Origin of the sequence: Paenibacillus silvestris, from assembly GCF_009882985.1 — a bacterium.
Classification (GTDB): domain Bacteria; phylum Bacillota; class Bacilli; order Paenibacillales; family NBRC-103111; genus Paenibacillus_E; species Paenibacillus_E silvestris.
The window spans coordinates 610162-628259 of record NZ_WTUZ01000020.1 but is presented as its reverse complement, the minus strand read 5'-3'; the positions used below and the strand labels follow the sequence as shown (position 1 = coordinate 628259).

The 18098-nt window shown below is 45.6% G+C and carries 19 protein-coding genes and 1 riboswitch; of the genes, 6 read left to right on the top strand and 13 right to left on the bottom strand.

Annotation, left to right across the window (positions count from 1 at the left end; genetic code table 11):
- Positions 1-5: 5 nt before the first annotated feature.
- The 7 genes from GQF01_RS18055 to GQF01_RS18025 all read right to left on the bottom strand — a co-directional run bounded on the left by GQF01_RS18055 (position 6) and on the right by GQF01_RS18025 (position 6021).
- Positions 6-233: a hypothetical protein gene (locus tag GQF01_RS18055; protein WP_161408105.1), complete on the bottom strand. Its 228-nt coding sequence runs from the start codon at positions 231-233 to the stop codon at positions 6-8.
- 23 nt (positions 234-256) lie between these two features.
- Complete coding sequence (locus tag GQF01_RS18050) at positions 257-949, bottom strand: ABC transporter ATP-binding protein (RefSeq protein ID WP_161408104.1); 693 nt, start codon at positions 947-949, stop codon at positions 257-259.
- Positions 950-968: 19 nt separating this feature from the next.
- On the bottom strand, positions 969-2594 hold the full coding sequence (locus tag GQF01_RS18045; RefSeq protein ID WP_161408103.1) for a hypothetical protein: 1626 nt from the start codon (positions 2592-2594) through the stop codon (positions 969-971).
- A gap of 131 nt (positions 2595-2725) precedes the next feature.
- On the bottom strand, positions 2726-3400 hold the full coding sequence (locus tag GQF01_RS18040) for a YIP1 family protein (protein WP_161408102.1): 675 nt from the start codon (positions 3398-3400) through the stop codon (positions 2726-2728).
- Positions 3401-3426: 26 nt separating this feature from the next.
- Entirely contained in the window at positions 3427-3906 is a 480-nt protein-coding gene (locus GQF01_RS18035; protein ID WP_268894369.1) for a stage II sporulation protein M, read from the bottom strand.
- Positions 3907-4032: 126 nt separating this feature from the next.
- Positions 4033-4344 (bottom strand): putative cyclic bacteriocin, encoded by a 312-nt coding sequence (locus GQF01_RS18030; RefSeq protein WP_161408100.1) that lies wholly within the window; start codon positions 4342-4344, stop codon positions 4033-4035.
- Positions 4345-4584: 240 nt separating this feature from the next.
- Positions 4585-6021: an aminotransferase-like domain-containing protein gene (locus tag GQF01_RS18025; RefSeq protein ID WP_161408099.1), complete on the bottom strand. Its 1437-nt coding sequence runs from the start codon at positions 6019-6021 to the stop codon at positions 4585-4587.
- 116 nt (positions 6022-6137) lie between these two features.
- Here GQF01_RS18025 and GQF01_RS18020 point away from each other — a divergent pair, with 116 nt between their 5' ends.
- Together GQF01_RS18020 and GQF01_RS18015 are read left to right on the top strand one after the other, a co-directional pair.
- A complete protein-coding gene (locus tag GQF01_RS18020) occupies positions 6138-7043 on the top strand; it encodes a DMT family transporter (RefSeq protein WP_161408098.1) in 906 nt (301 codons plus the stop codon).
- 139 nt (positions 7044-7182) lie between these two features.
- Positions 7183-7713 carry a CBO0543 family protein gene (locus GQF01_RS18015; RefSeq protein ID WP_235959885.1) on the top strand — a complete coding sequence of 177 codons (531 nt, stop codon included), beginning with the start codon at positions 7183-7185 and terminating at the stop codon, positions 7711-7713.
- A gap of 60 nt (positions 7714-7773) precedes the next feature.
- Here the strand turns inward: GQF01_RS18015 and GQF01_RS18010 are convergent, their stop codons facing one another.
- Positions 7774-7950, bottom strand: a complete 177-nt coding sequence (locus GQF01_RS18010; RefSeq protein WP_161408096.1) for a YjfB family protein — start codon at positions 7948-7950, stop codon at positions 7774-7776.
- Positions 7951-8141: 191 nt separating this feature from the next.
- A riboswitch (FMN riboswitch) is annotated at positions 8142-8295 on the top strand.
- 161 nt (positions 8296-8456) lie between these two features.
- Here GQF01_RS18010 and GQF01_RS18005 point away from each other — a divergent pair.
- Positions 8457-9425, top strand: a complete 969-nt coding sequence (locus GQF01_RS18005; protein ID WP_161408095.1) for a DMT family transporter — start codon at positions 8457-8459, stop codon at positions 9423-9425.
- A 71-nt stretch (positions 9426-9496) separates the two neighbouring features.
- Here GQF01_RS18005 and GQF01_RS18000 read toward each other — a convergent pair whose 3' ends face one another.
- The 3 genes from GQF01_RS18000 to GQF01_RS17990 form a co-directional block, all read right to left on the bottom strand.
- The gene (locus tag GQF01_RS18000; protein ID WP_161408094.1) at positions 9497-11116 is read right to left on the bottom strand and encodes a HAMP domain-containing sensor histidine kinase; all 1620 of its coding nucleotides are present in this window, start codon (positions 11114-11116) and stop codon (positions 9497-9499) included.
- Positions 11113-11808 carry a response regulator transcription factor gene (locus tag GQF01_RS17995; RefSeq protein WP_161408093.1) on the bottom strand — a complete coding sequence of 232 codons (696 nt, stop codon included), beginning with the start codon at positions 11806-11808 and terminating at the stop codon, positions 11113-11115. The genes GQF01_RS18000 and GQF01_RS17995 overlap by 4 nt, the downstream gene beginning before the upstream one ends.
- A 117-nt stretch (positions 11809-11925) precedes the next feature.
- Positions 11926-12714, bottom strand: a complete 789-nt coding sequence (locus tag GQF01_RS17990) for a hypothetical protein (RefSeq protein WP_161408092.1) — start codon at positions 12712-12714, stop codon at positions 11926-11928.
- 372 nt (positions 12715-13086) lie between these two features.
- Between GQF01_RS17990 and GQF01_RS17985 the strand changes: the two genes are divergently transcribed.
- Positions 13087-13383 carry a Rieske (2Fe-2S) protein gene (locus tag GQF01_RS17985; protein ID WP_161408091.1) on the top strand — a complete coding sequence of 99 codons (297 nt, stop codon included), beginning with the start codon at positions 13087-13089 and terminating at the stop codon, positions 13381-13383.
- A 63-nt stretch (positions 13384-13446) separates the two neighbouring features.
- On the opposite strand, the gene GQF01_RS17980 is transcribed toward GQF01_RS17985, so the two are convergent.
- Both GQF01_RS17980 and GQF01_RS17975 read right to left on the bottom strand, forming a co-directional pair.
- Positions 13447-14292, bottom strand: coding sequence for an SDR family oxidoreductase (locus tag GQF01_RS17980; RefSeq protein WP_161408090.1), 846 nt, complete (start codon positions 14290-14292; stop codon positions 13447-13449).
- 118 nt (positions 14293-14410) lie between these two features.
- Positions 14411-14821, bottom strand: a complete 411-nt coding sequence (locus GQF01_RS17975) for a MarR family winged helix-turn-helix transcriptional regulator (protein WP_161408089.1) — start codon at positions 14819-14821, stop codon at positions 14411-14413.
- 264 nt (positions 14822-15085) lie between these two features.
- Here GQF01_RS17975 and GQF01_RS17970 point away from each other — a divergent pair, with 264 nt between their 5' ends.
- Together GQF01_RS17970 and GQF01_RS17965 are read left to right on the top strand one after the other, a co-directional pair.
- Entirely contained in the window at positions 15086-17320 is a 2235-nt protein-coding gene (locus GQF01_RS17970; protein WP_161408088.1) for a sensor histidine kinase, read from the top strand.
- Positions 17289-17990: a response regulator transcription factor gene (locus GQF01_RS17965; RefSeq protein WP_161408087.1), complete on the top strand. Its 702-nt coding sequence runs from the start codon at positions 17289-17291 to the stop codon at positions 17988-17990. Before GQF01_RS17970 ends, GQF01_RS17965 begins: the two co-directional genes overlap by 32 nt.
- The last annotated feature ends 108 nt before the right edge of the window (positions 17991-18098 follow it).

The window sequence follows — 18098 nt, the reverse complement described above, 5'->3', positions numbered from 1 at the left end:
GGCTATCATTTTTGTTTGCGGGATTTTTTATACTTTATCCAAGCTGTCAGCGTATAAAAAAGCATAAGTACAATAATGTAGATGCTAACTATTGTTCCCTTAGATAAACCTGCAGGAGAGGTATTAAAAGTGATGAAAGTGGTAAGAAAAACAATTACCAACAATATCAATTTTTTTGGGTCAAGCATATCCTGAATTAATTTTTTTTTAAAGAATGCAAAAAAAAGTTTCATGAACTGGCCTCCATAGGATTACATTAGTCTTCTATTTGATATATAAACCAATCCTTGAATTGTTCGAACTGTGTGAATTGATGTTTAAAGGTAGCCTCGGGGCAGATTTGACCGTCTCGTAGCACATAAATACGCTCAGCAAGTGCATAAATCGTTTCCGGAATATGGCTTGTAAATAAACAAGCACTCTCAGAGTTGAGTAGAATTTTGTAAAATAATGAATGTGAGGCTACATCTAACGCGTTGAATGGCTCATCCATGATGATTAGTTTCGGTCGATGGATCATTGCAGCTGTGAGCGATAATTTCTTTTTCATACCGCTTGAAAGATCGGCAACATTTTTATCTAAAAAAGAATCAATTTGGGTAATTTGCGAGATTTCAAAGATTCGATTTTTTACCGAGTTTACGCCAAATAAAACAGCAATTAGTTCCAAGTTTTCTTCTACTGTAAGATTTTCATAAAAAAAACTTTCGGCCGGGACGTACCCGATATTTTTTCGATAGATTGCCTGTTCGTACAAATTAATGCTATCCAGAAGAATAGAGCCTGTATCTTGCTTGGCGAGACCGGTAATCATCTTGAATAATGTTGTTTTGCCTGCACCATTTCTACCAATGATGGCAACCTTTTCTCTTGGAGCAATTGATAAATTTATATGCTGTAGAATAAGTTTATTATTAAATGATTTGTTTACATCACGAATGACAAGCATGTCTCACCTCTGATTTTTATTACATAGGGAATTCGTTGCTTTTTATTTTTTGTCTTTCGAGCAGGACATGGAAAACCAATAAACCACATATCAAGCAGAGCGTATAGATGAGAGAGCCAATCCAGTAAACAAGACTTGTATCTACATGTAGAATTAATAAAGCGACTAAAGACAATAGCCCGATAAGAAAAAATATTTGTTGCGTTTTCTTCTCAATATTTTCTTGCCAAAGCGTTGCTTCCAAGTAATCTTCATTCTCAGTGTAATGCTGGCGTGTAAGGCGTGGAAACATGAGACTGGGTATTGTTTTAAGATGAGGAATGCAGAAAAAGTTCATTGCGCATAGACTAATAATAAATGGCCATTCAACTAAACTGGGTTTTAATATATAGACAAGCACGGAAAACATGATCAAAAAATCCAGGGACCCAAGCCAACGCTGAACGCGAATCTTTGCTTTATATACATGAATTAAATTTTCGCCTGAAATACGATAAAGCTGCAAGGCTCTTCCATCGCTATCAAATTTCATCATTCCCGGAAACCAAATCACACCACCGCCAAAGGAATCCCGAGCAACAATATTGAAAAGCATAAATAAGGAAATAAGTCTGATTAGGGGGTGTTCGGTGAAATCAATTTGGTATAGTCCGGCAGCAATTCCAATCCACAGATAATTAAAATAGTTAAAGAAAAAAAACGCATAATCTGATGCGATTTGCAGGCGATTTCTTAACAATTGTTTGATTTGAATTCGTGTATGAATATCACGGGCTAAAAGTAGAAAGATCCTTTCAAGCAACCATAACCAATCTTTGTGTTGGGAAACTTCGATGCGCCACGATGTCCGATACCAGAAGCCTGCACGATAATAAAACAATATAGCAAACATAAGTGCAACAAAACCTATATACAAAATTAAGTACAATAATAAAGATATATCTAGAGAATAAATGGATGCTTTAGCTGCTACAAGATCAGGTGTTAACAGACTTTGTTTGAATTGAAGGATAACCCGAACCGTTTGAAAAAAGTGTTTTAAAAAGAGCGGCATAGAAAAAACATCCTTAATATTCGGTGTCGAAGTTAACCAACTGAAAGTCGTTTTTGAGATAAAAAAACTAATGAAAAACATGAGCATTCCACAAAACATAACGTATAAGAATGTACCCCATCTATACCCTTTTCGATAACGATTAACTTGAAGGAGGCACAGCGATATCATTAGACAGAATGATATAACTTGTGCTGTCACGTAGAGAAGTATCGAAAATATCCAAAAACTCCATGACAGGACATCCACGTTATACCATACAACAAACGTCAGTATAATCATGAAGGGAATCTCCGGTAGCTTTTTAGTTACAAAAGATACCGTATAATTAAATAAAAATATTTGTCTATTACTTAAAGGACTGGTACTTAGCAAGATTTCATCAACAGGGGCGAGCACTCTTTTTACCAATCCTAGATTTCCTATTACAGGTGATAAAAACAGTAAAAGATAAGTAGTGCACACAAGCTCCCAGTTACTGAGATATACTTTGCCTTTATGGATGAAAATAAATAATCCGACACCAATTAATCCATATTTCAAAAGGGTCAGCAGGATCATGGAGGCGATGGTCGCATTTCTTGTTAACATAATTCCAAACCATTGATGCATCAATGTGGTAAGGAAATGAAATCTATGGGAAGTATAATATAATAACCGAATTTTTATGTAGGAGGTCAGAATTGGTATCATCAGTTGCATTCATCTCCTGCAGGTGATTCCTATAGTTTAATTAGTGAAATTGTATTTGCAGCAATAGAAAATAGAAAAACAATGGAAATTACGATCACAATTTGTACTTTAGTCGATCCTGCAAGGTAATGTAGTCCTATTGCCAATAAGACGTTTACCCAAATCACAAAAGGATCTAATGCCATAAATAATACATGCCATATTGAATTATTAATAAATAGTCTGCCTAGATTGGTATAGGATAAATATTGCCCACTCCATGTAATTCCATTGATAAGCAGATTTATTGTGCTTGCCAGAAGAGTAACTGCACTCATATGGATATTAAGTGAAAAAATCGTTTTAAATGATAACTCTTTATGAGTAAATACAAGAAATAATTTCAGTAGAATGGCCATAATCAACAAAGAAAAAAATAATGGAATTATGGAAAAAAGTCCCGCTATGATGCTAGTTGTCAGCTTTAATCTTGGCAGTGAGGAATGGATTGCATTTGAAGCTTCAATCAGTGACTGATCGGGGACACTTAAGTATGAAATGACACCAGTATAGACCATACTGACTATGCAAACGATAATAAACGGTTTAAAAATTGGAGCCTTATGTTTTAAACGCTTAATGTGTTCAACAGGGCTATGTAGAAACCCTATTAGATTTGGAGATTGAAGTGGACTTGTTTCTTGGTTGACTAACTCAGTCTGCATATTAATGAATTCACCTTCTAATCAATTTAGGTTGTACTATAAAGCTGTACAAATACTTCCATCATGGCCGCAATGCAGGTTAATAAAATGATAAGAACGCATTTCTTTGCAAATTTGAAGAAATCCCAAGAGGTGTTATTTTTACTAAATATTAGGGTGTAAATAAAGCCGAATATTTGAAATCCGAGAGCTGCGCTAAGTATAGAGGCAGGGATTTCAAAAATGCCATGCGGCATGATGCCAAATAGCAACTCAGAAATTTGTCCTGTGAGGAATGATTGAGAAAATTGAAATCCAGTAATTATACTGTTTACGAAAAGAATGATCAGTGTAGGAAAGCCTAGTAAAACACCCCCTAGTACTAATAATCCATTCACATACAAATTGTGTAAAAAAAGAGTTATCCAAGTGGAATCTTTTTTGATAAAAGATAGATTGCCGATATCCATATGCAGGATCAGAGTAATAAGGCTACCTATTATACAACCAGTCACGTATACAAGCATAGAAAGGTATAGACAATTTTTTAACTTCAAAAATTTAGCTATATTGGAACACTTCCTTCATCCTAATAATAGGGTTACATGTCCTGAAAATTGCAGGACATGTAACCCTATACTTATCATAAATACTTATAGGGAGACAACAGCAGCAAAACCAAGCTCTCTAACCCATGTTCTAATAGCTGTAATGCCGATTTGAGTCAATAAGGCGATAATTGGGCCGCCCAAGAACACACCAACAATTGCAACGACGGCAGAATAAATGGATGAGCCAGTCAAAATAATGTTTAAAATCTGACTAACAGCAGCATACCCTACCCCAGTCCAACTTACGTATCCATATAGTTGGAAAAGAATACCTTGAGTAAGTATGAAGGCTAAGCAAGCCGCAAGACCTGCTACAGTCCAAAGCATAATACCTTTTCTATTTGAAATTACCATTTTCGTTCACCTCCTATTTTTGGGATAATATGTAACTAGTTACAAATTGAGTATATAATAGTTTCCATAATAATACAATAACTATTATATTATCCCAAATTAATATAGTTAGGAAGTTATTGTTAATAAATACCTAAATCCATGAAAGTGAATATATGAAAACAATAAAATATGAACAGACCTGCCTTGAAAGAGGCACAATCTGTCGTTTGGCTTAGCTGGCTGAGATTTTCCCGGTATTCAAGTCGTGTAGCCTCCTGCAATGTCTATCAGCCGTCTAACGCCATCCCGAAGCTGCTCCTCATTCACGAAGGAATAGCTCAAACGAATCCAGGAGCGCATCTCTTTGAGCGGATCGCAGATCTCTCCAGGAATGAAGGAGACAGATTGCCGAAGGCACTCTTCCAGCAGCTGGTCGACTGGGATGTGCTCCGGGAGCTGGAGCCACAGATTGAAGCCCCCTTGGGGGCTGACCCAGCGCCATCCAGTGGAGGCTAGCTCCTGCTCTACAATTTCTTTGCGAATCTGCAGGGCGATGCGCAGTTTCTCTAGATGCCGCTGCATCCGGGGAGATTCGAAGTAATGCAGGAACATTTTCTGATTGACGAGGGGAGTGCCGTTGTCAGCTAATGATTTGGCGGTGACGAGTGACTTGATGACGTGCGCGCCACCCATAACGGCACAAATGCGCAGTCCTGGCGCGATATATTTGCTAAAGCTGCGGAGATACACGACCCATCCCTCCGTATCATAAGTCAGTATGGGCGGAGGAGGAGGCTGGTCTAAGTACATCTCGTGAATGGCGTCATCTTCAATCAGCAGGCAGCGGTAGCGCTCAGCCAGTTCAACGAGTTGCTTGCGCTGTGCGGCTGGCACCGTGTAGCCGGTCGGATTATGAAAGGTAGGATTCATATAAAAAAGTCGCGGTTTATGCTTCTCCATAAGCCTCTCAAGATTCGCCAAATCGTAGCCGTCCGGGGTGATTTCGACAGGAATGAATCGCGCCCCTTGCTGGCGGAAAATATCAAGTGCAGCACTGTACGTCGGCCGCTCAACCAGGATCGGATCCATAGGACGGATATAGATCCGCGAGATGAGGTCAATGGCCTGTTGTCCACCTGTGGTAATCAAGAGATCGCTTGCAGCAAGCTGAAGGTTATGATGGCGAACCATGTAACGGCAGAGATATTCGCGAAGCTCGACATCCCCTTGGGCGCTGGAGTAGGTGCCCATGAGCTTTGGGTAGATGTCGAAAACCTTCTTCACATGTTCGGATAAGAAAAGGTTCGGCAGCAAGTTGGGATCGATCAAAGCTTGCGAGAACTGGTAGGTGACAGGGATATGCTGAATTTCTGACAAGGAGTTTTTTAAAGCGCTGGATGTTGGGAACGAACGGTTGTTTTCTGTGTGCCCCGTAGGGACTTGCTCCTCCGTCTTGGAAGGACTTACATAGTACCCGGATTTCTCTTTGACGTATGCTTTCTCATTCTGTTTCAGCAGCTGATAAGCACGAAAAACAGTTAATCTATGTACCTGAAGCTCTTGGGCGAGACGCCGGATGGAAGGGAGCTTGTCATGGGCATTCCATTCACCGCGATCCATGCGGGTAACCATATACTCATAGGCTTGTTTGAAAAGCAGATTAGCTTCTTTCCCAGATGATCCCGATGCTTTCATCTCGTATTCCCCCCTCTGTTTATTCAATTATAAACCAATCCTTGGAAAACTGTTCTAGTATCACACATCTGTTCTGTTACTTACCTAGTATGATACATACCAAGGGGGGAACAGGTATGATTATTTTTAATTATTTACTAGTATGTCTAATTTTTGGTACGACATTTCTGGCGATCAAGGTAGGGGTAGATGCCTCGGCACCGCCATTTTTCTCTGCAGGCTTGAGGTTCTTCATTGCAGGTTTGCTTTTATTCGGTTGGTTGCTATGGCGGAAAAAGGCTACCCTAGCTCTTTTATTTCGCAAAGAGATGTTGTTTACGGGCATTGGTCTCACGTTCGGCACATTCTCAACCTTGTATTGGGCGGAGCAATACGTGTCTTCCGGGATTGCGGCCGTGTTATCAGCTACTGGACCGATTATGATTCTCGTGCTGCAAACGTTCGTTTTGCGTCTGAAGGCGACAACGCTCTCGGTATTTGGCAGCATACTCGGCTTTGCAGGGATTATCATCCTTTTGCTGCCACAACTTGCCGTATCCGCGAACCTCGTTTGGGTGATCGGGAGCGTGGCGATTCTGGTCGGAGAACTGTTCTATTGCATGGGAGCCCTATATTCCAAGAAAGTCATTCAACAATTCCCAGAGGCATCGCCGATTGCGCTGAACGCGGCACAGATGATCTGCGGAGGGTTGCTGCTCCTGGTTCTTTCATTTTTTACCGAGCATGTGGAAGTTCAAAGTCTATTCTCTCCAAAAGCGGCCGGCTCGCTGCTCTATTTAATCGTGATTGGCTCCATGGTGGGACACAGTCTGTTCTATTGGTTAGTGGCGAAAACGAATCCGGTTTTTCCAGCTACATGGCTGTACATTTCTCCGCTGATTGCCCTAGCCGTTGGTGTCCTATTTTATGGGGAAACAATCACTTGGGTTACGGCTGTGGGCGTGGTTACTGTCATCGCTGGAACGATTTGCGCGAATCTGGACAGCTTGAGACAACTGATGCTAAGACGAAAAACGGCGTAAATACGCAGGATTATTAGTTAATTGCCGTTTGTTTCATACGAATCAACTTTTATAGAAATAATAACCAGAGGATTGCTTGTTGGATATTAGCAGGGCAAGTTTGATGGAATGGAGCTAAGTAATGGGTCACATAACAGCGTTGATTGCTTCATATTTGCCTGTAGTCATGGCGTTGTTATGCTTGATTGCAGCTTGGTTTTTCGGGGATTGGAGAAATTGGAAGATCTATTATCCAACTATGCTTTTTGCCATCTGCGTGGATTTTCTGGTTAGCCTTCTAAGTTATAATTATTCGCTTTGGGTATTTCATAAAACCGCGGTAACACCTAATCATACAATCGCAGATTTCATGATTGCTTTTACGAATCTTCCCTGCATTGTATTGGTGTACCTGTCCAGATATCCCTTTAAGTCGCATCCGTTGAAACAGGCCATTTATATCGCCATTTGGTCGGCTATATTTACCTGTATTGAAGGAGTGTTCCTGCTAGTAGAACTGCTTTCGTATCATAATGACTGGAATTTTTGGTGGTCATCGGCTGTCTGGGTGTTCATGTTCATTGGGCTGAGTCTGCATTTTGCGAGGCCGTTATGGGCGTGGTTGCTATGTTTTGTGGGAGTTGCCTTCTTGATTCTATACTTCCATATCCCGATTTCTAAAATGAAGTAAACAATTTCAAGAAAAAAGAAGGAGAATGAATCACTAACTCTCCTTCTTCGATAGGTAAAACTAACCTCTAATGTCTAGATTTCCACCTAAATTTGGTTGAACGCTTTGTTGCATCATTTGAACCATTTGTTGACCTTGTTGTGTGGATTGATCTTTAGCCATGCTAAGTACCCGTAGTTGTACGGCTTGAGCTAAGCCGCTCTGAGCTACGGACATTGAAATCGCAGGGATGTCCATGAGTCTCCTCCTTCGTGTGAATGATTAGTTAACAGATTATATATCGGAAAACGAGCAGGAATTTTTTAGCTAAAGCGGGGATGAAAAATTCTTGCTTTTTTCATTTGATGGTGCTAAGATTCATAAATAATGTTACTTATGTTTTGTAAGTGACCTCTAGGCAGGACACTTGCGGGACACAAAATTGAATATTGAATCTTCGGGGCAGGGTGAAATCCCCTACCGGCGGTGAGGATACAAGCCAATGTATCTCAAGCCCGCGACTCCCGGCCTGTTAGGCAGGCGGGGACTGACTTGGTGAGAATCCAAGGCCGACGGTTATAGTCCGGATGGGAGAAGGTGAATGACAGCTTGTCAAAAACTTAGGTTTTGGCAGGTCTGTTTGTCAATGCCCCCGCTGCGTATAAGAGCGGGGGCATTGTCTCTTTCAGAAGGTTCAATTCAAAACATCATACAGGGATCTTTGAGCTAAGCTCAAAGTCTCTCAATTGTGGGAGGTTTTTGAATTGGAAAATGTATTCAAGCTAGGAACAAAGGGTGCGAATGTGGTTTCAACGCGCTCAGGCGGTATCAGTGGGGTTTGGTATGTAGCACTCGGAGCTACGCTCTGGGGACTCGACCCACTCTTCAGGATCTTATTGTTAAAGAGCTTTACCTCAGCGCAAATCGTGTTTATTGAGCATTTGCTACTTGCCTGCTACGCGCTGCCGATACTCGTGAAGTATCGAAAAAGCTTGATCGGCAAGCTGTCGCTAGGCGTTATCGGCGCTTTGCTGTTCATCTCATGGGGCGGATCGGCGATTGCGACTATCTTGTTTACAGCTGCATTCTCGCACGGCAATGCGAACGCGATATTGCTTTTACAGAAATTACAGCCCTTATTCGCTATTATTTTGGCTCGCGTGATGCTCAAAGAAACACTGCCTTCTAAATTTTTTGCCTATATTGCCGTGGCACTGCTGGGTACGTATTTGCTTACGTTCGGCTTTTCATCACCAGAGATGGGTCTCAAAGATTTGGGGACGATAAGCTGCTTATTCTCGATCCTTGCAGCTGGATTATGGGGCGGCTCGACCGTGATGGGCAAGTTCTTATTGCAGAAAAAGCTGGATTTCCCCCTCGTTACTTCGTTGCGGTTCCTGCTCGCCATCCCCTTACTGACGGTTGTCCTGATTGCTAGCGGCGATGCTTGGCACGTAACCGGAACTAGCGGCGCTCTGACACTTATGGCTGTAAACCTGCTGTTCCAGGCGTTTTTCCCGGGCTTGCTCTCGATGCTCCTCTATTATAAGGGGCTGACCTCGACCAAGGCGTTCTTCGCAACGTTGGCTGAGTTGGCCTTCCCGGCTGTTGGTATCTGTGTGAACTGGCTCGTATTTGGTCAAAAGCTAACCGTAGGCCAGCTCGCTGGTTTCATCGTGATTTGGCTGACCCTGTGGGTCATGAGCCGTAATCAGAACAAAGCAGCGGCATAAAAATAAATAAGGCTGCCCTGAAAGTAGATTGTTCTACTATCAGGGCAGCCTTTTGTGTACCCCAAGGTGCCTCACGAAACCTTCGGCACCTTGAGCTTCCCATCTTTTTGCGCCGCTTCTCCAGGCTCAAGATAAAATGAAACCCCGTCCCGCTCATTGGCGGCACGCACGGTCACACCGTGATGATCCATGATCTGCTTCACGATGGCAAGACCGAGCCCGAACTGGCCGTCCCCGCCAGAGCGGAAGGGCTCAAAGAGGCTGTCCGCGATCGCCTGATCGAGCGGCGGACCATCGTTACTGATCTGCAGCTGTGAGAAATGAGCTGCAGCTTGCTTGCCCCCGCCACTAGCTGGTGCCGAGAGGATAACTCGGATCCCGCTTTTGGCATAGCGGAGCTGGTTATCGAGCATATTCTCCAACGCAATCTTCCATTGGTCAGGATCCCCATGCAAGGTGGCAGGGGGGAGCTCCATCTCCCACTCGATTTCTGGCCGGCGATAGCGCAGCCGTTCAACCACATCTTCGATGACCTCGTGCAGCTCGAAAGGGCGGAATGGCTTCTCGCGAGCGGTGACGTAATTCAGCTTGTTGAGCAGCAGTAGGTCGCGAATACGCTTCTCAAGTCGCTCGCCTTCCTTCAGAATAACGCCTAAGCTTTCGTTTAGGGTTCCTTTTGGGAAAACCCCATCGAGAATGGACTGCGCATAGCTGCGGATAACCATGACTGGGGTTTTCAGCTCGTGAGAAGTATGCTGCAGGAAGAATTGCTGCGCCCGGTCCTGTCGCACGAGCCGCTGCCGCATCGCCTCAATGGCTTTGGCTAGCCGTCCTACCTCATCCTTGCGCCCAGTTTCAATCGGATCATGCCAATCGCGCTCTGCCATGCGTCCAACGTGGCGTTCCATCTGCACGAGTGGACGTGTGAAGTAGCGGGCGATGATGAGGCAGGGCAGCCATGAAATCACGATGAGGCCAACCATCATCAGCATCAGTCTGCCAAACATGGTCATGACTAGGTCGTTGCGGTAATTGCCCCAGGCATAAGACACAATAAAGCCGGGCTGGCCCTGGACGATCTCTTTTCGAATGACATAAAAGATACTTTTCTTATCAATGCTGGTTGTATACTTGGCAACGGGCAGCTTTTGGGCATAAGCATCCTGCTCCATGGCTTGTATGAAGGGCTCCCCGCTGGTGAAAGCCTTGTTAAGCGTCTGAGTCTCTTGGGTTCCGATAATCGTAAAATGCCGGATGGCCGGCGCGCTCAAAGTAGCTGTGAAGGGAGACATCACCTTCGTTGCAATTGAGGCTTCCAGAGGGACGCTGGAGATGATCGTGCTACTAGGTTGTAGCGCCACCGCTCCTGTTGCCGGTAAAGCATCAACTGTAGAAAGACTGAGGGGTTGCTTGTCGGCAGGTGTTAATGTTTTTATATCTGTCATGATTTGTGCTTGTACCCCGGTTATCCCTTTTGTAGCCATGGTTAGGGAAGGCGATGTCAACGCCGTTGCTTCCATCCGAAGCCCACTCTGTGTATCTAGTAGAATATCGTACAGCTGTTCTGTGAAAAATCCCTTCAACGTCCAAGGCAGCAGAACGGCAAGCAGCGTGAAAATAAGCAGCGTTAAAGCCGCGAATGCTCCCCAAAGTTTCATAGCAAGCGGCCATTGTCCTATTCGAAGCGTCATGCTTTCACCATCCTATATCCGTATCCGTATACGGTTTCTACACGCAGCTCCGGCAGCTTGCGGCGAAGTCTTCGTACCAAATCATCTACGACCCGGTCGGTTCCGAAGTAGTCGATCCCCCAAACAGCCCGGAGCACTTGCTCACGCTCTAGCACCTGCCCATGATGGCCCACTAAATAAAGCAGCAGCTCAAATTCCTTGGAGGTAAGCTCCAGCTTAGTGCCATCCTCTGCTGTTACGGTGCGCGCTTGCTCATCGATCAGATAGGGAGCTATATTCAGCTTCGTGCGGCGTTCCAGCCCTGCTGGTATCATGCCGGCAGGATGCCCGCTGTATACGCGTTCGAGCAGCTTGCGAGTGCGAATGACGAGCTCGCGAGGTAGAAAAGGCTTAGCCAAGTAGTCATCGCTCCCCATTTCTAGGCCAATGATCCGGTCGATATCCGCGTCTCGCGCTGATATGAAAATGACGGGCTGCGCGGGCTGATCCGCCTTAATCTCGCGCATGAGCTGATAGCCGTCTACGCCGGGGAGCATGATATCGAGGACCCACAAGTCCGGCCGCTCGGATATGGCGGATCTTGCCGAGGTTCCGTCAGCGAACGAACGCACTTGCCACCCCTCTTTCTCCAAATAGGCAGCAAGAACGCCTCTCAGATGCTCTTCATCTTCTACTAAATAAATGCGATACATATAGGTTTCTCCTTCTTTCTACGCAGCGATGGGGAAAAGGTGGAGCCGTTCGCAAAATTTTGCGTTCGGTCCACCGGAAGGTCAACTAGCTCTTATATCTATTATCTTTATAGAAAATTATTTAGCTTCTTCAGCTTTCTCTTCTGTAGCAGCCTCATCTTTTGCAGCCTGATCTTTCATTGTTTTTGCAAGGTTGCGGAGAGATTCAGTTTCTTTTTTGTAATCCGTGAGCAGCTCAGGCAGCAGGCTTTGGATGGCAGCAGCATCGTCAGCTTCAACAGCTTCGGCTAGCTTTTGTTGGCGTTTGAACGCTTCGGATGGTTCAGCCTTAATTATATCACCAGAGATAGCCTTTCCCTCAAGTGGAAGTGCTTGGATGGTGGCTGTAGCGTCCGCACCGTCTTTCATAATAGTAAACGTCTTTACTTCTTTGCTTGGAACTAGTTGAACGGCCTCGCCATCAGGTAAAGTTGTAGCCGGCTGTGCAGGATCAAGTTTGAAGATTTTATTTTCAAAAGTACCTGGTGAAGTCGACAGTGCAGCAGTTGAGCCTTTGATCACCATCGTTTTGGCAAATGTAGGCTTCGGCATCTCGCTCTCAGCTTGTTTCCGATCTTCTAAGGCTTGCTTCCATTCAGCCAAGCTATTTGGAGCGTAAGTGCTCACTAGCAGCTTCAAATAGTTGCGCTCATGAGCTGGTTGCAGCAATAGGCTGGCTGAGCTTGTGTGCAGCTGAAATCCGCTGGTTGCCATCACTGGAGTTGCCGATGTGACTGAGATGCTTGGTTGGCTCTCCTTTGTAGTAGCGTCAGCCGCTGATGCGCCACCGACAGCTCCGAAAGCCATTGTTACCATTAAAGCTAGCAGACTAGCTTGACCTGCGCGACGTTTCCATTGTGTTTTCATTGTAGAAAACTCCTCTCAATTTTGGGGTATGTAGGTGAGTGTCTCTCCCTTACAACCTAAATGTACCGTAAGATTATGGACATCCTATCGTAACATTGTGGGAAATTATGTGTGTGATTGGATGATTGCCGGAGATTTGAGGTGGAGCGAGCGTGGGTGTCATGGGTTTCATTGGACGTTTTCCAACCAAATAGGCATAAAAGGGGGCGAGTTCACGAGAAATCAGGTGATCCCATTGGAAATCATCCAATGGGAAGCGGGATTTTGCCGCTTATCGGCCAGTTTGTTGGATTTCGTCCAACGTGGTGTTAAATGTAAGGTCGAAAATGTAGTAAACTATATGCTGGAATAGAATAAATAGGGGGTGTCAACATGAAAGAAATCCTGCTAGGGCCAGAGGAAAGCTTCACCAAGCTGCCCGCAGAAGTCGTATTCGATAAAAACTTGTATTGGTTAATACAAGCCGAGGATCAACTTACATACCGACTCGTGTCAAGCCGATGCCCGCATGCGGGCGCTATTGTGGAGGCTGAAAAGGGGGAATTCGTATGTTCGATGCACGGCTGGACGTTTGATCTCCACTCTGGGGCATGTCTGAACGTGCCGACCAAGAGCCTAACCGCCTATGATGTTGTCGTCAAAGAAGGCCAGCTTATTGCGCATGTGTAAAAGGTGCAAAAAGAAAAGGACCTGCCTGATCCGTTGAACGGTTAGGGCGGGTCCTGATTTTTTTTATAAATCCAAATGCAGCTTACGTGTGTTCAGCATACCATCCAAACCGGTTGGATCTTGGCTTACTTTATATTGTACAAAAGCTTCCGCGCGCTCCGAAGTGCGAATACGCAGCGGTTTAGGCTCCATGTCCATCAGCTGCACCATGACTTCGGCAACCGATTCTGACGTTTGAGGCACGGAGTTCCGCTTGGAGAAAGCGTCCAAATACTGCGTGATAATCGGCTTATATTCATCCTCCAGAATGCCTCCGGTTTGTTGAACATGCCCAAGGACTGTCTGGTTAAAATTAGTTGCAATCGCACCAGGCTCAAGCAGCGTTACATCTATGTTGAACGTAGGCTTGTAGTAAGTAGCTAAGCTTTCTAATAAGCCTTCAACGGCAAATTTAGCCGAGCAGTAAATTTCATTGAAGGGTTGTCCAACTAGACCGCCAACGCTTGTTGTTGCTACTAAATGTCCGGCATCCGATTTACGCAAAAGCGGCAGTCCAGCGCGAATCGTATGCATAACCCCATAAACATTCGTATCAAATACACGATGAATATCTTCCATCGCCGCTTGTCCTAATGCTCTTAAATAACCAAAACCAGCATTACAGAACAGAACGTCCAAGTAACCGTGATGATTGTCAATCACAGCAAAAGCTTTCTCCAGCGACTCAGGGCTGGTTACTTCCATCTCCAAAAAATGAAGATTCGCATGCTGCCCATGCTGCTCCTGATCACGCTCGACATTTCGCGTTCCCGCATAAACCGTCCAGCCTAATTCTGCAAATTTCAGGGCCGTCGCTAGACCAATGCCTGATGATGCGCCAGTAATCGCGATAACTTTGCTTTTGCTCATAGTTAATCACTCCAAATGTTAATGTTATAAACTGTTTAATAACTATACAGTATGTTAATTCAACAGAATAGTCAAGTCATTAAAAAATCCCAACGCGGGTAAGGTCGGGATCTTCGTGCTATAACGGCAGCTTCTCCAAAAGCTTCTTGAGCTGCGTTAGCTCATCTTCGGTATAAGGGGTGAAGAGCTGTTCAATTTTGTTATTATACGCCTCTAGGATGTCGTTTATAAGCGCATTTCCTTTATCCGTAACTTGCAGCAACAGGCTTCTGCGGCTAGTAGGATGGGGCTTGCGAATCACAAGCTCCTGCTCTTCCAATTTATCCAGCAGCTGCGTAATCGCTCCACGGGTCAGCCCGAATTCATTCGCAATATCAACAGCGATGCAATCGGGATGCTTGCGCAGAAACTCGAGCGCATACATCATGATCGGTGAAATGTGAAAAGGGGGGAGCACTTGCGTCAAATAGGAAGAGAGAGCATTCTTGATTTCGCGAAATTTGTACGTGATGAGGAGATCCTTATCCATGGTTTAGCCGCCCTTTTTGTTTAGTATCTATACATTATAGCAAGGTCGCCCCTGGGATCCAAGCACCTCATGGGTAAAAAAAGAGACCCACAGCAACGGGCTGCGGGTCTAAGTATATATATTTTAAAGGGGGGTTGAGACTTATTATAGGCCTAGTTCATTAAAAGCAGATGAAAAACACATTTCATTTTCATTACATTTTTTCTAATGATAAAATAGAAGAGATCAATGAAGGGCGGGGGAACGGTTTTGAAGCATTATTCCATGCGATCACATTTGACAGTAACGTTTGCCATTATGGCGATGATTCCGATCCTGATTCTTGGCTCCTTTCAGGTTTCCCAAATCACACATATTACGCAGGAGTCCAATCGGAATCAGCAGTTGACGACTTACCGGCTGGGTGACGCCGTGCAGGATTATATGTACTACCACCGCAACGCAGTTGAAACGCTGGCCGCCACGATTTCAGCCTCAGATGCAGCCTTTCGGACACGGGAGAGCTTGACGTTGAAGCTGCAGTCGTTGCAGCAGAATTTGGCGGGCTTCTCAGGCATTTATGTGGTTGATCCTAATAGCATGATTAAGGCTACACATAACACAGCGAATGATTCGCTGATAGGTATTGATGTGAAGGAGCGGGACTACACCAAGCGGGTGCAAACCGCCCAACATACGATTATCTCGTCACTTTTCATTGGTCTTGAGGGGTTGAATCAACCGGCTGTTGCGATTGCGGTACCCATCTATAAAGGAAATAAGCAGCCTGATGGCTTCGTGCTCGCTGTGTTGGAGCTTACGCCGATCAAGGAGCTTGTGACGAAATACGATTATGGCAAAGAAGCGTATCCAGTTGTACTGGATCATGCTGGCAAGCCCATCTATCACCCCAATGGCGCGTTGACTGATAAGTTGGCGGATTTATCTCAGGAGCCAGTCGTTGCAGACGCACGGGTTCAGAAGCAAGGGGAAGGAACTTACGAACTAAGCAACTCTAAGCAAAAAGAGCTGATTACTTACAAAGCCATCCCCGATATCGATTGGATCGTTTGGGTGAGCAAGTCCAAAGCTGCGGTTAATGCCGCTTTTACCGAATCGCTGAGCATTACCCTTTTGCTATTGGTGGTTACGCTGATTTTGACGGTGCTGCTGGGCAGTTTTTTGGCCAAAAGGTTGAATGGTACTATTCACGCTTTGGTCGGATACACGCAGCGTTTGGCAGGCGGCACTTTCATGGAGCCAGGCGGCAAAGTCGTTCCGAAAGGAGCGCCGCTGGAGCTGCAACTACTGGCGGACCATTTCTTCAAGATGGCGGAGCAGATCAAGGAGAATCAAGGCGCACTGCTTCAGCTCAACAGTGAGCTGGAGGATCGTGTCGAGGAGAGAACCCAGCGGCTGCAGGACGAGCATGCGACTTTAAATGCGGTGCTGGAGAGCATGTCCGATGCCGTCGTATTGATCGATATGGAACATCAAGTGGTGTATGCCAATCATCGGATGGCTGAAATTTTCGCTATTCCGATGCCTCAACTGGCAAGTATGCAGGAATCGGCGTTGTTCGAACATATCGCACTGCTGCTTCCTGAACGTCAGGATGAACTGGAGAAATTGACAGCGGGGCCGAGGGTTCAGGGGACTTTTACAGTGAAAAGCGGTCTGGGCAAAGAACGTTTTATGATGGTTTCGGCTTTTCAGGTGGCGAGAGAAGGGCGGGTTTTTGGCCGTGGTTATGTGTGGCGTGATATGACGAAGGAGCATGAAATCGATGCTTTGAAAAATGATCTAATCTCACTCGCCTCCCATGAGTTCAAAACACCCATCACCAGCATACGCGGCAGCGTAGAGACGCTGCTTCGAGTTGATGCGCAGTGGGAAGAAAGCTTCAAGCAGGAGCTGCTCCAAGGGATACACGAGGATATCGGGCGCATTCAGGATCTGATCGACGACTGGCTGGATATTTCCAAAATCGATTCCGGCGCCATGCGGATCAACCCGCAGCCCCTTCGTGTGGAAGCCGTTGTCGAAAGTGCCATGCGAAGACTTCCGCAGCAGGCGAATGACATGCACACGCAGTTCGAGGTGCATGTGGCGGAGGATACACCATTCATTTATGCAGATAAACTGCGGATGGAGCAGGTGCTCGTGAACTTGTTCACGAATGCTGTTCGGTATAATAGGCAGCACCCGATTATCCAAGTTACAGCTCGTGCTGATGAGCATTTTGTGATGATAGACGTGAAGGATAACGGCATCGGCATCGCTGAGGAGCACATTGACAAACTCTTTGACCGGTTCTACCGGGTAGATGTTTCTTCGAGAAGTCAATCCGGGGGGACAGGTCTGGGTCTGGCGATCTGCAAGGGCATCATGCATGCGCACGGCGGAGAGGTTCATGTGGCAAGCCAGCTTGGTGAGGGAAGCACATTTACTCTCTCCATACCGAGGTTTTTAGGGGGGGATAACGGACATGAACAAGAAGAAAATCATGATCGTCGATGATGAACCGAAAATTGTGCGTTTCGTCGCGGCGAATCTTAAATCGTTGGATTTTGAAACGCTAACCTGTCAAAGCGGGGCAGAGGCGCTCGAGAAAGCCGAAGAGTTCGATCCGGATTTAATCTTGCTTGATCTGATGATGCCAGGCATGGACGGATTCGATGTATTAAAAAGGCTGCGCTCCTACTCCAGCGTCCCGGTCATTATGCTGACCGCACGCAGCAACGGAGCGGACAAAGTGCAGGGGCTCAACCTCGGAGCGGACGACTATTTGACGAAGCCATTCTCCTTGGACGAGTTATTCGCCCGAGTGAATGCTGTGCTGCGGCGCATGGATGGCCGCATGGCACCTCCAGTCACCACGAGCGAAATCACGCTCGGCCCTGTGACCGCGAACCTTGCCCAGCGCCGCATCTGGCTGGGCGATACCGAGGTGAAGTTCACGGAGACCGAGTACAACTTATTTGCACTGCTTTTGCAGCATGCGGGGAAAGTCATGACCCATGAGCAACTGCTCAGCGAGGTTTGGGGAAGCGAATACCGCGATGAGGTCGAGTACTTGCGGGTTACCATCGCCCGCATCCGGCAGAAGATCAAAAGCGCAGCGGAAGGCGCTGCTGCGGAGCTAATCGTAACCTACCCGGGGGTAGGTTACATGGCGAAGCAGGAGTGATTGTTGAAATCCCCCTTGTCTGATGTTTATCAGATGAGGGGTATTTTATTGTTTGGGGGTGCCAAGTGGCCCCCTTGGGGAACTTTGTTCCGCTATTTCGGCGAATAT

Bases quoted from the DNA above. Each gene is read 5' to 3' on its own strand.
- GQF01_RS18025 (WP_161408099.1), bottom strand. From the start codon at position 6,021: ATGAAAGCATCGGGATCATCTGGGAAAGAAGCTAATCTGCTTTTCAAA.
- GQF01_RS18000 (WP_161408094.1), bottom strand. From the start codon at position 11,116: ATGACGCTTCGAATAGGACAATGGCCGCTTGCTATGAAACTTTGGGGA.
- GQF01_RS17990 (WP_161408092.1), bottom strand. From the start codon at position 12,714: ATGAAAACACAATGGAAACGTCGCGCAGGTCAAGCTAGTCTGCTAGCT.
- GQF01_RS18040 (WP_161408102.1), bottom strand. From the start codon at position 3,400: ATGCAGACTGAGTTAGTCAACCAAGAAACAAGTCCACTTCAATCTCCA.
- GQF01_RS17965 (WP_161408087.1), top strand. From the start codon at position 17,289: ATGAACAAGAAGAAAATCATGATCGTCGATGATGAACCGAAAATTGTG.
- GQF01_RS18035 (WP_268894369.1), bottom strand. From the start codon at position 3,906: ATGCTTGTATACGTGACTGGTTGTATAATAGGTAGCCTTATTACTCTG.
- GQF01_RS18050 (WP_161408104.1), bottom strand. From the start codon at position 949: ATGCTTGTCATTCGTGATGTAAACAAATCATTTAATAATAAACTTATT.
- GQF01_RS18045 (WP_161408103.1), bottom strand. From the start codon at position 2,594: ATGTTAACAAGAAATGCGACCATCGCCTCCATGATCCTGCTGACCCTT.
- GQF01_RS18030 (WP_161408100.1), bottom strand. From the start codon at position 4,344: ATGGTAATTTCAAATAGAAAAGGTATTATGCTTTGGACTGTAGCAGGT.
- GQF01_RS17970 (WP_161408088.1), top strand. From the start codon at position 15,086: ATGCGATCACATTTGACAGTAACGTTTGCCATTATGGCGATGATTCCG.
- GQF01_RS18010 (WP_161408096.1), bottom strand. From the start codon at position 7,950: ATGGACATCCCTGCGATTTCAATGTCCGTAGCTCAGAGCGGCTTAGCT.
- GQF01_RS18020 (WP_161408098.1), top strand. From the start codon at position 6,138: ATGATTATTTTTAATTATTTACTAGTATGTCTAATTTTTGGTACGACA.
- GQF01_RS17975 (WP_161408089.1), bottom strand. From the start codon at position 14,821: ATGGATAAGGATCTCCTCATCACGTACAAATTTCGCGAAATCAAGAAT.
- GQF01_RS18055 (WP_161408105.1), bottom strand. From the start codon at position 233: ATGAAACTTTTTTTTGCATTCTTTAAAAAAAAATTAATTCAGGATATG.
- GQF01_RS17995 (WP_161408093.1), bottom strand. From the start codon at position 11,808: ATGTATCGCATTTATTTAGTAGAAGATGAAGAGCATCTGAGAGGCGTT.
- GQF01_RS17980 (WP_161408090.1), bottom strand. From the start codon at position 14,292: ATGAGCAAAAGCAAAGTTATCGCGATTACTGGCGCATCATCAGGCATT.
- GQF01_RS17985 (WP_161408091.1), top strand. From the start codon at position 13,087: ATGAAAGAAATCCTGCTAGGGCCAGAGGAAAGCTTCACCAAGCTGCCC.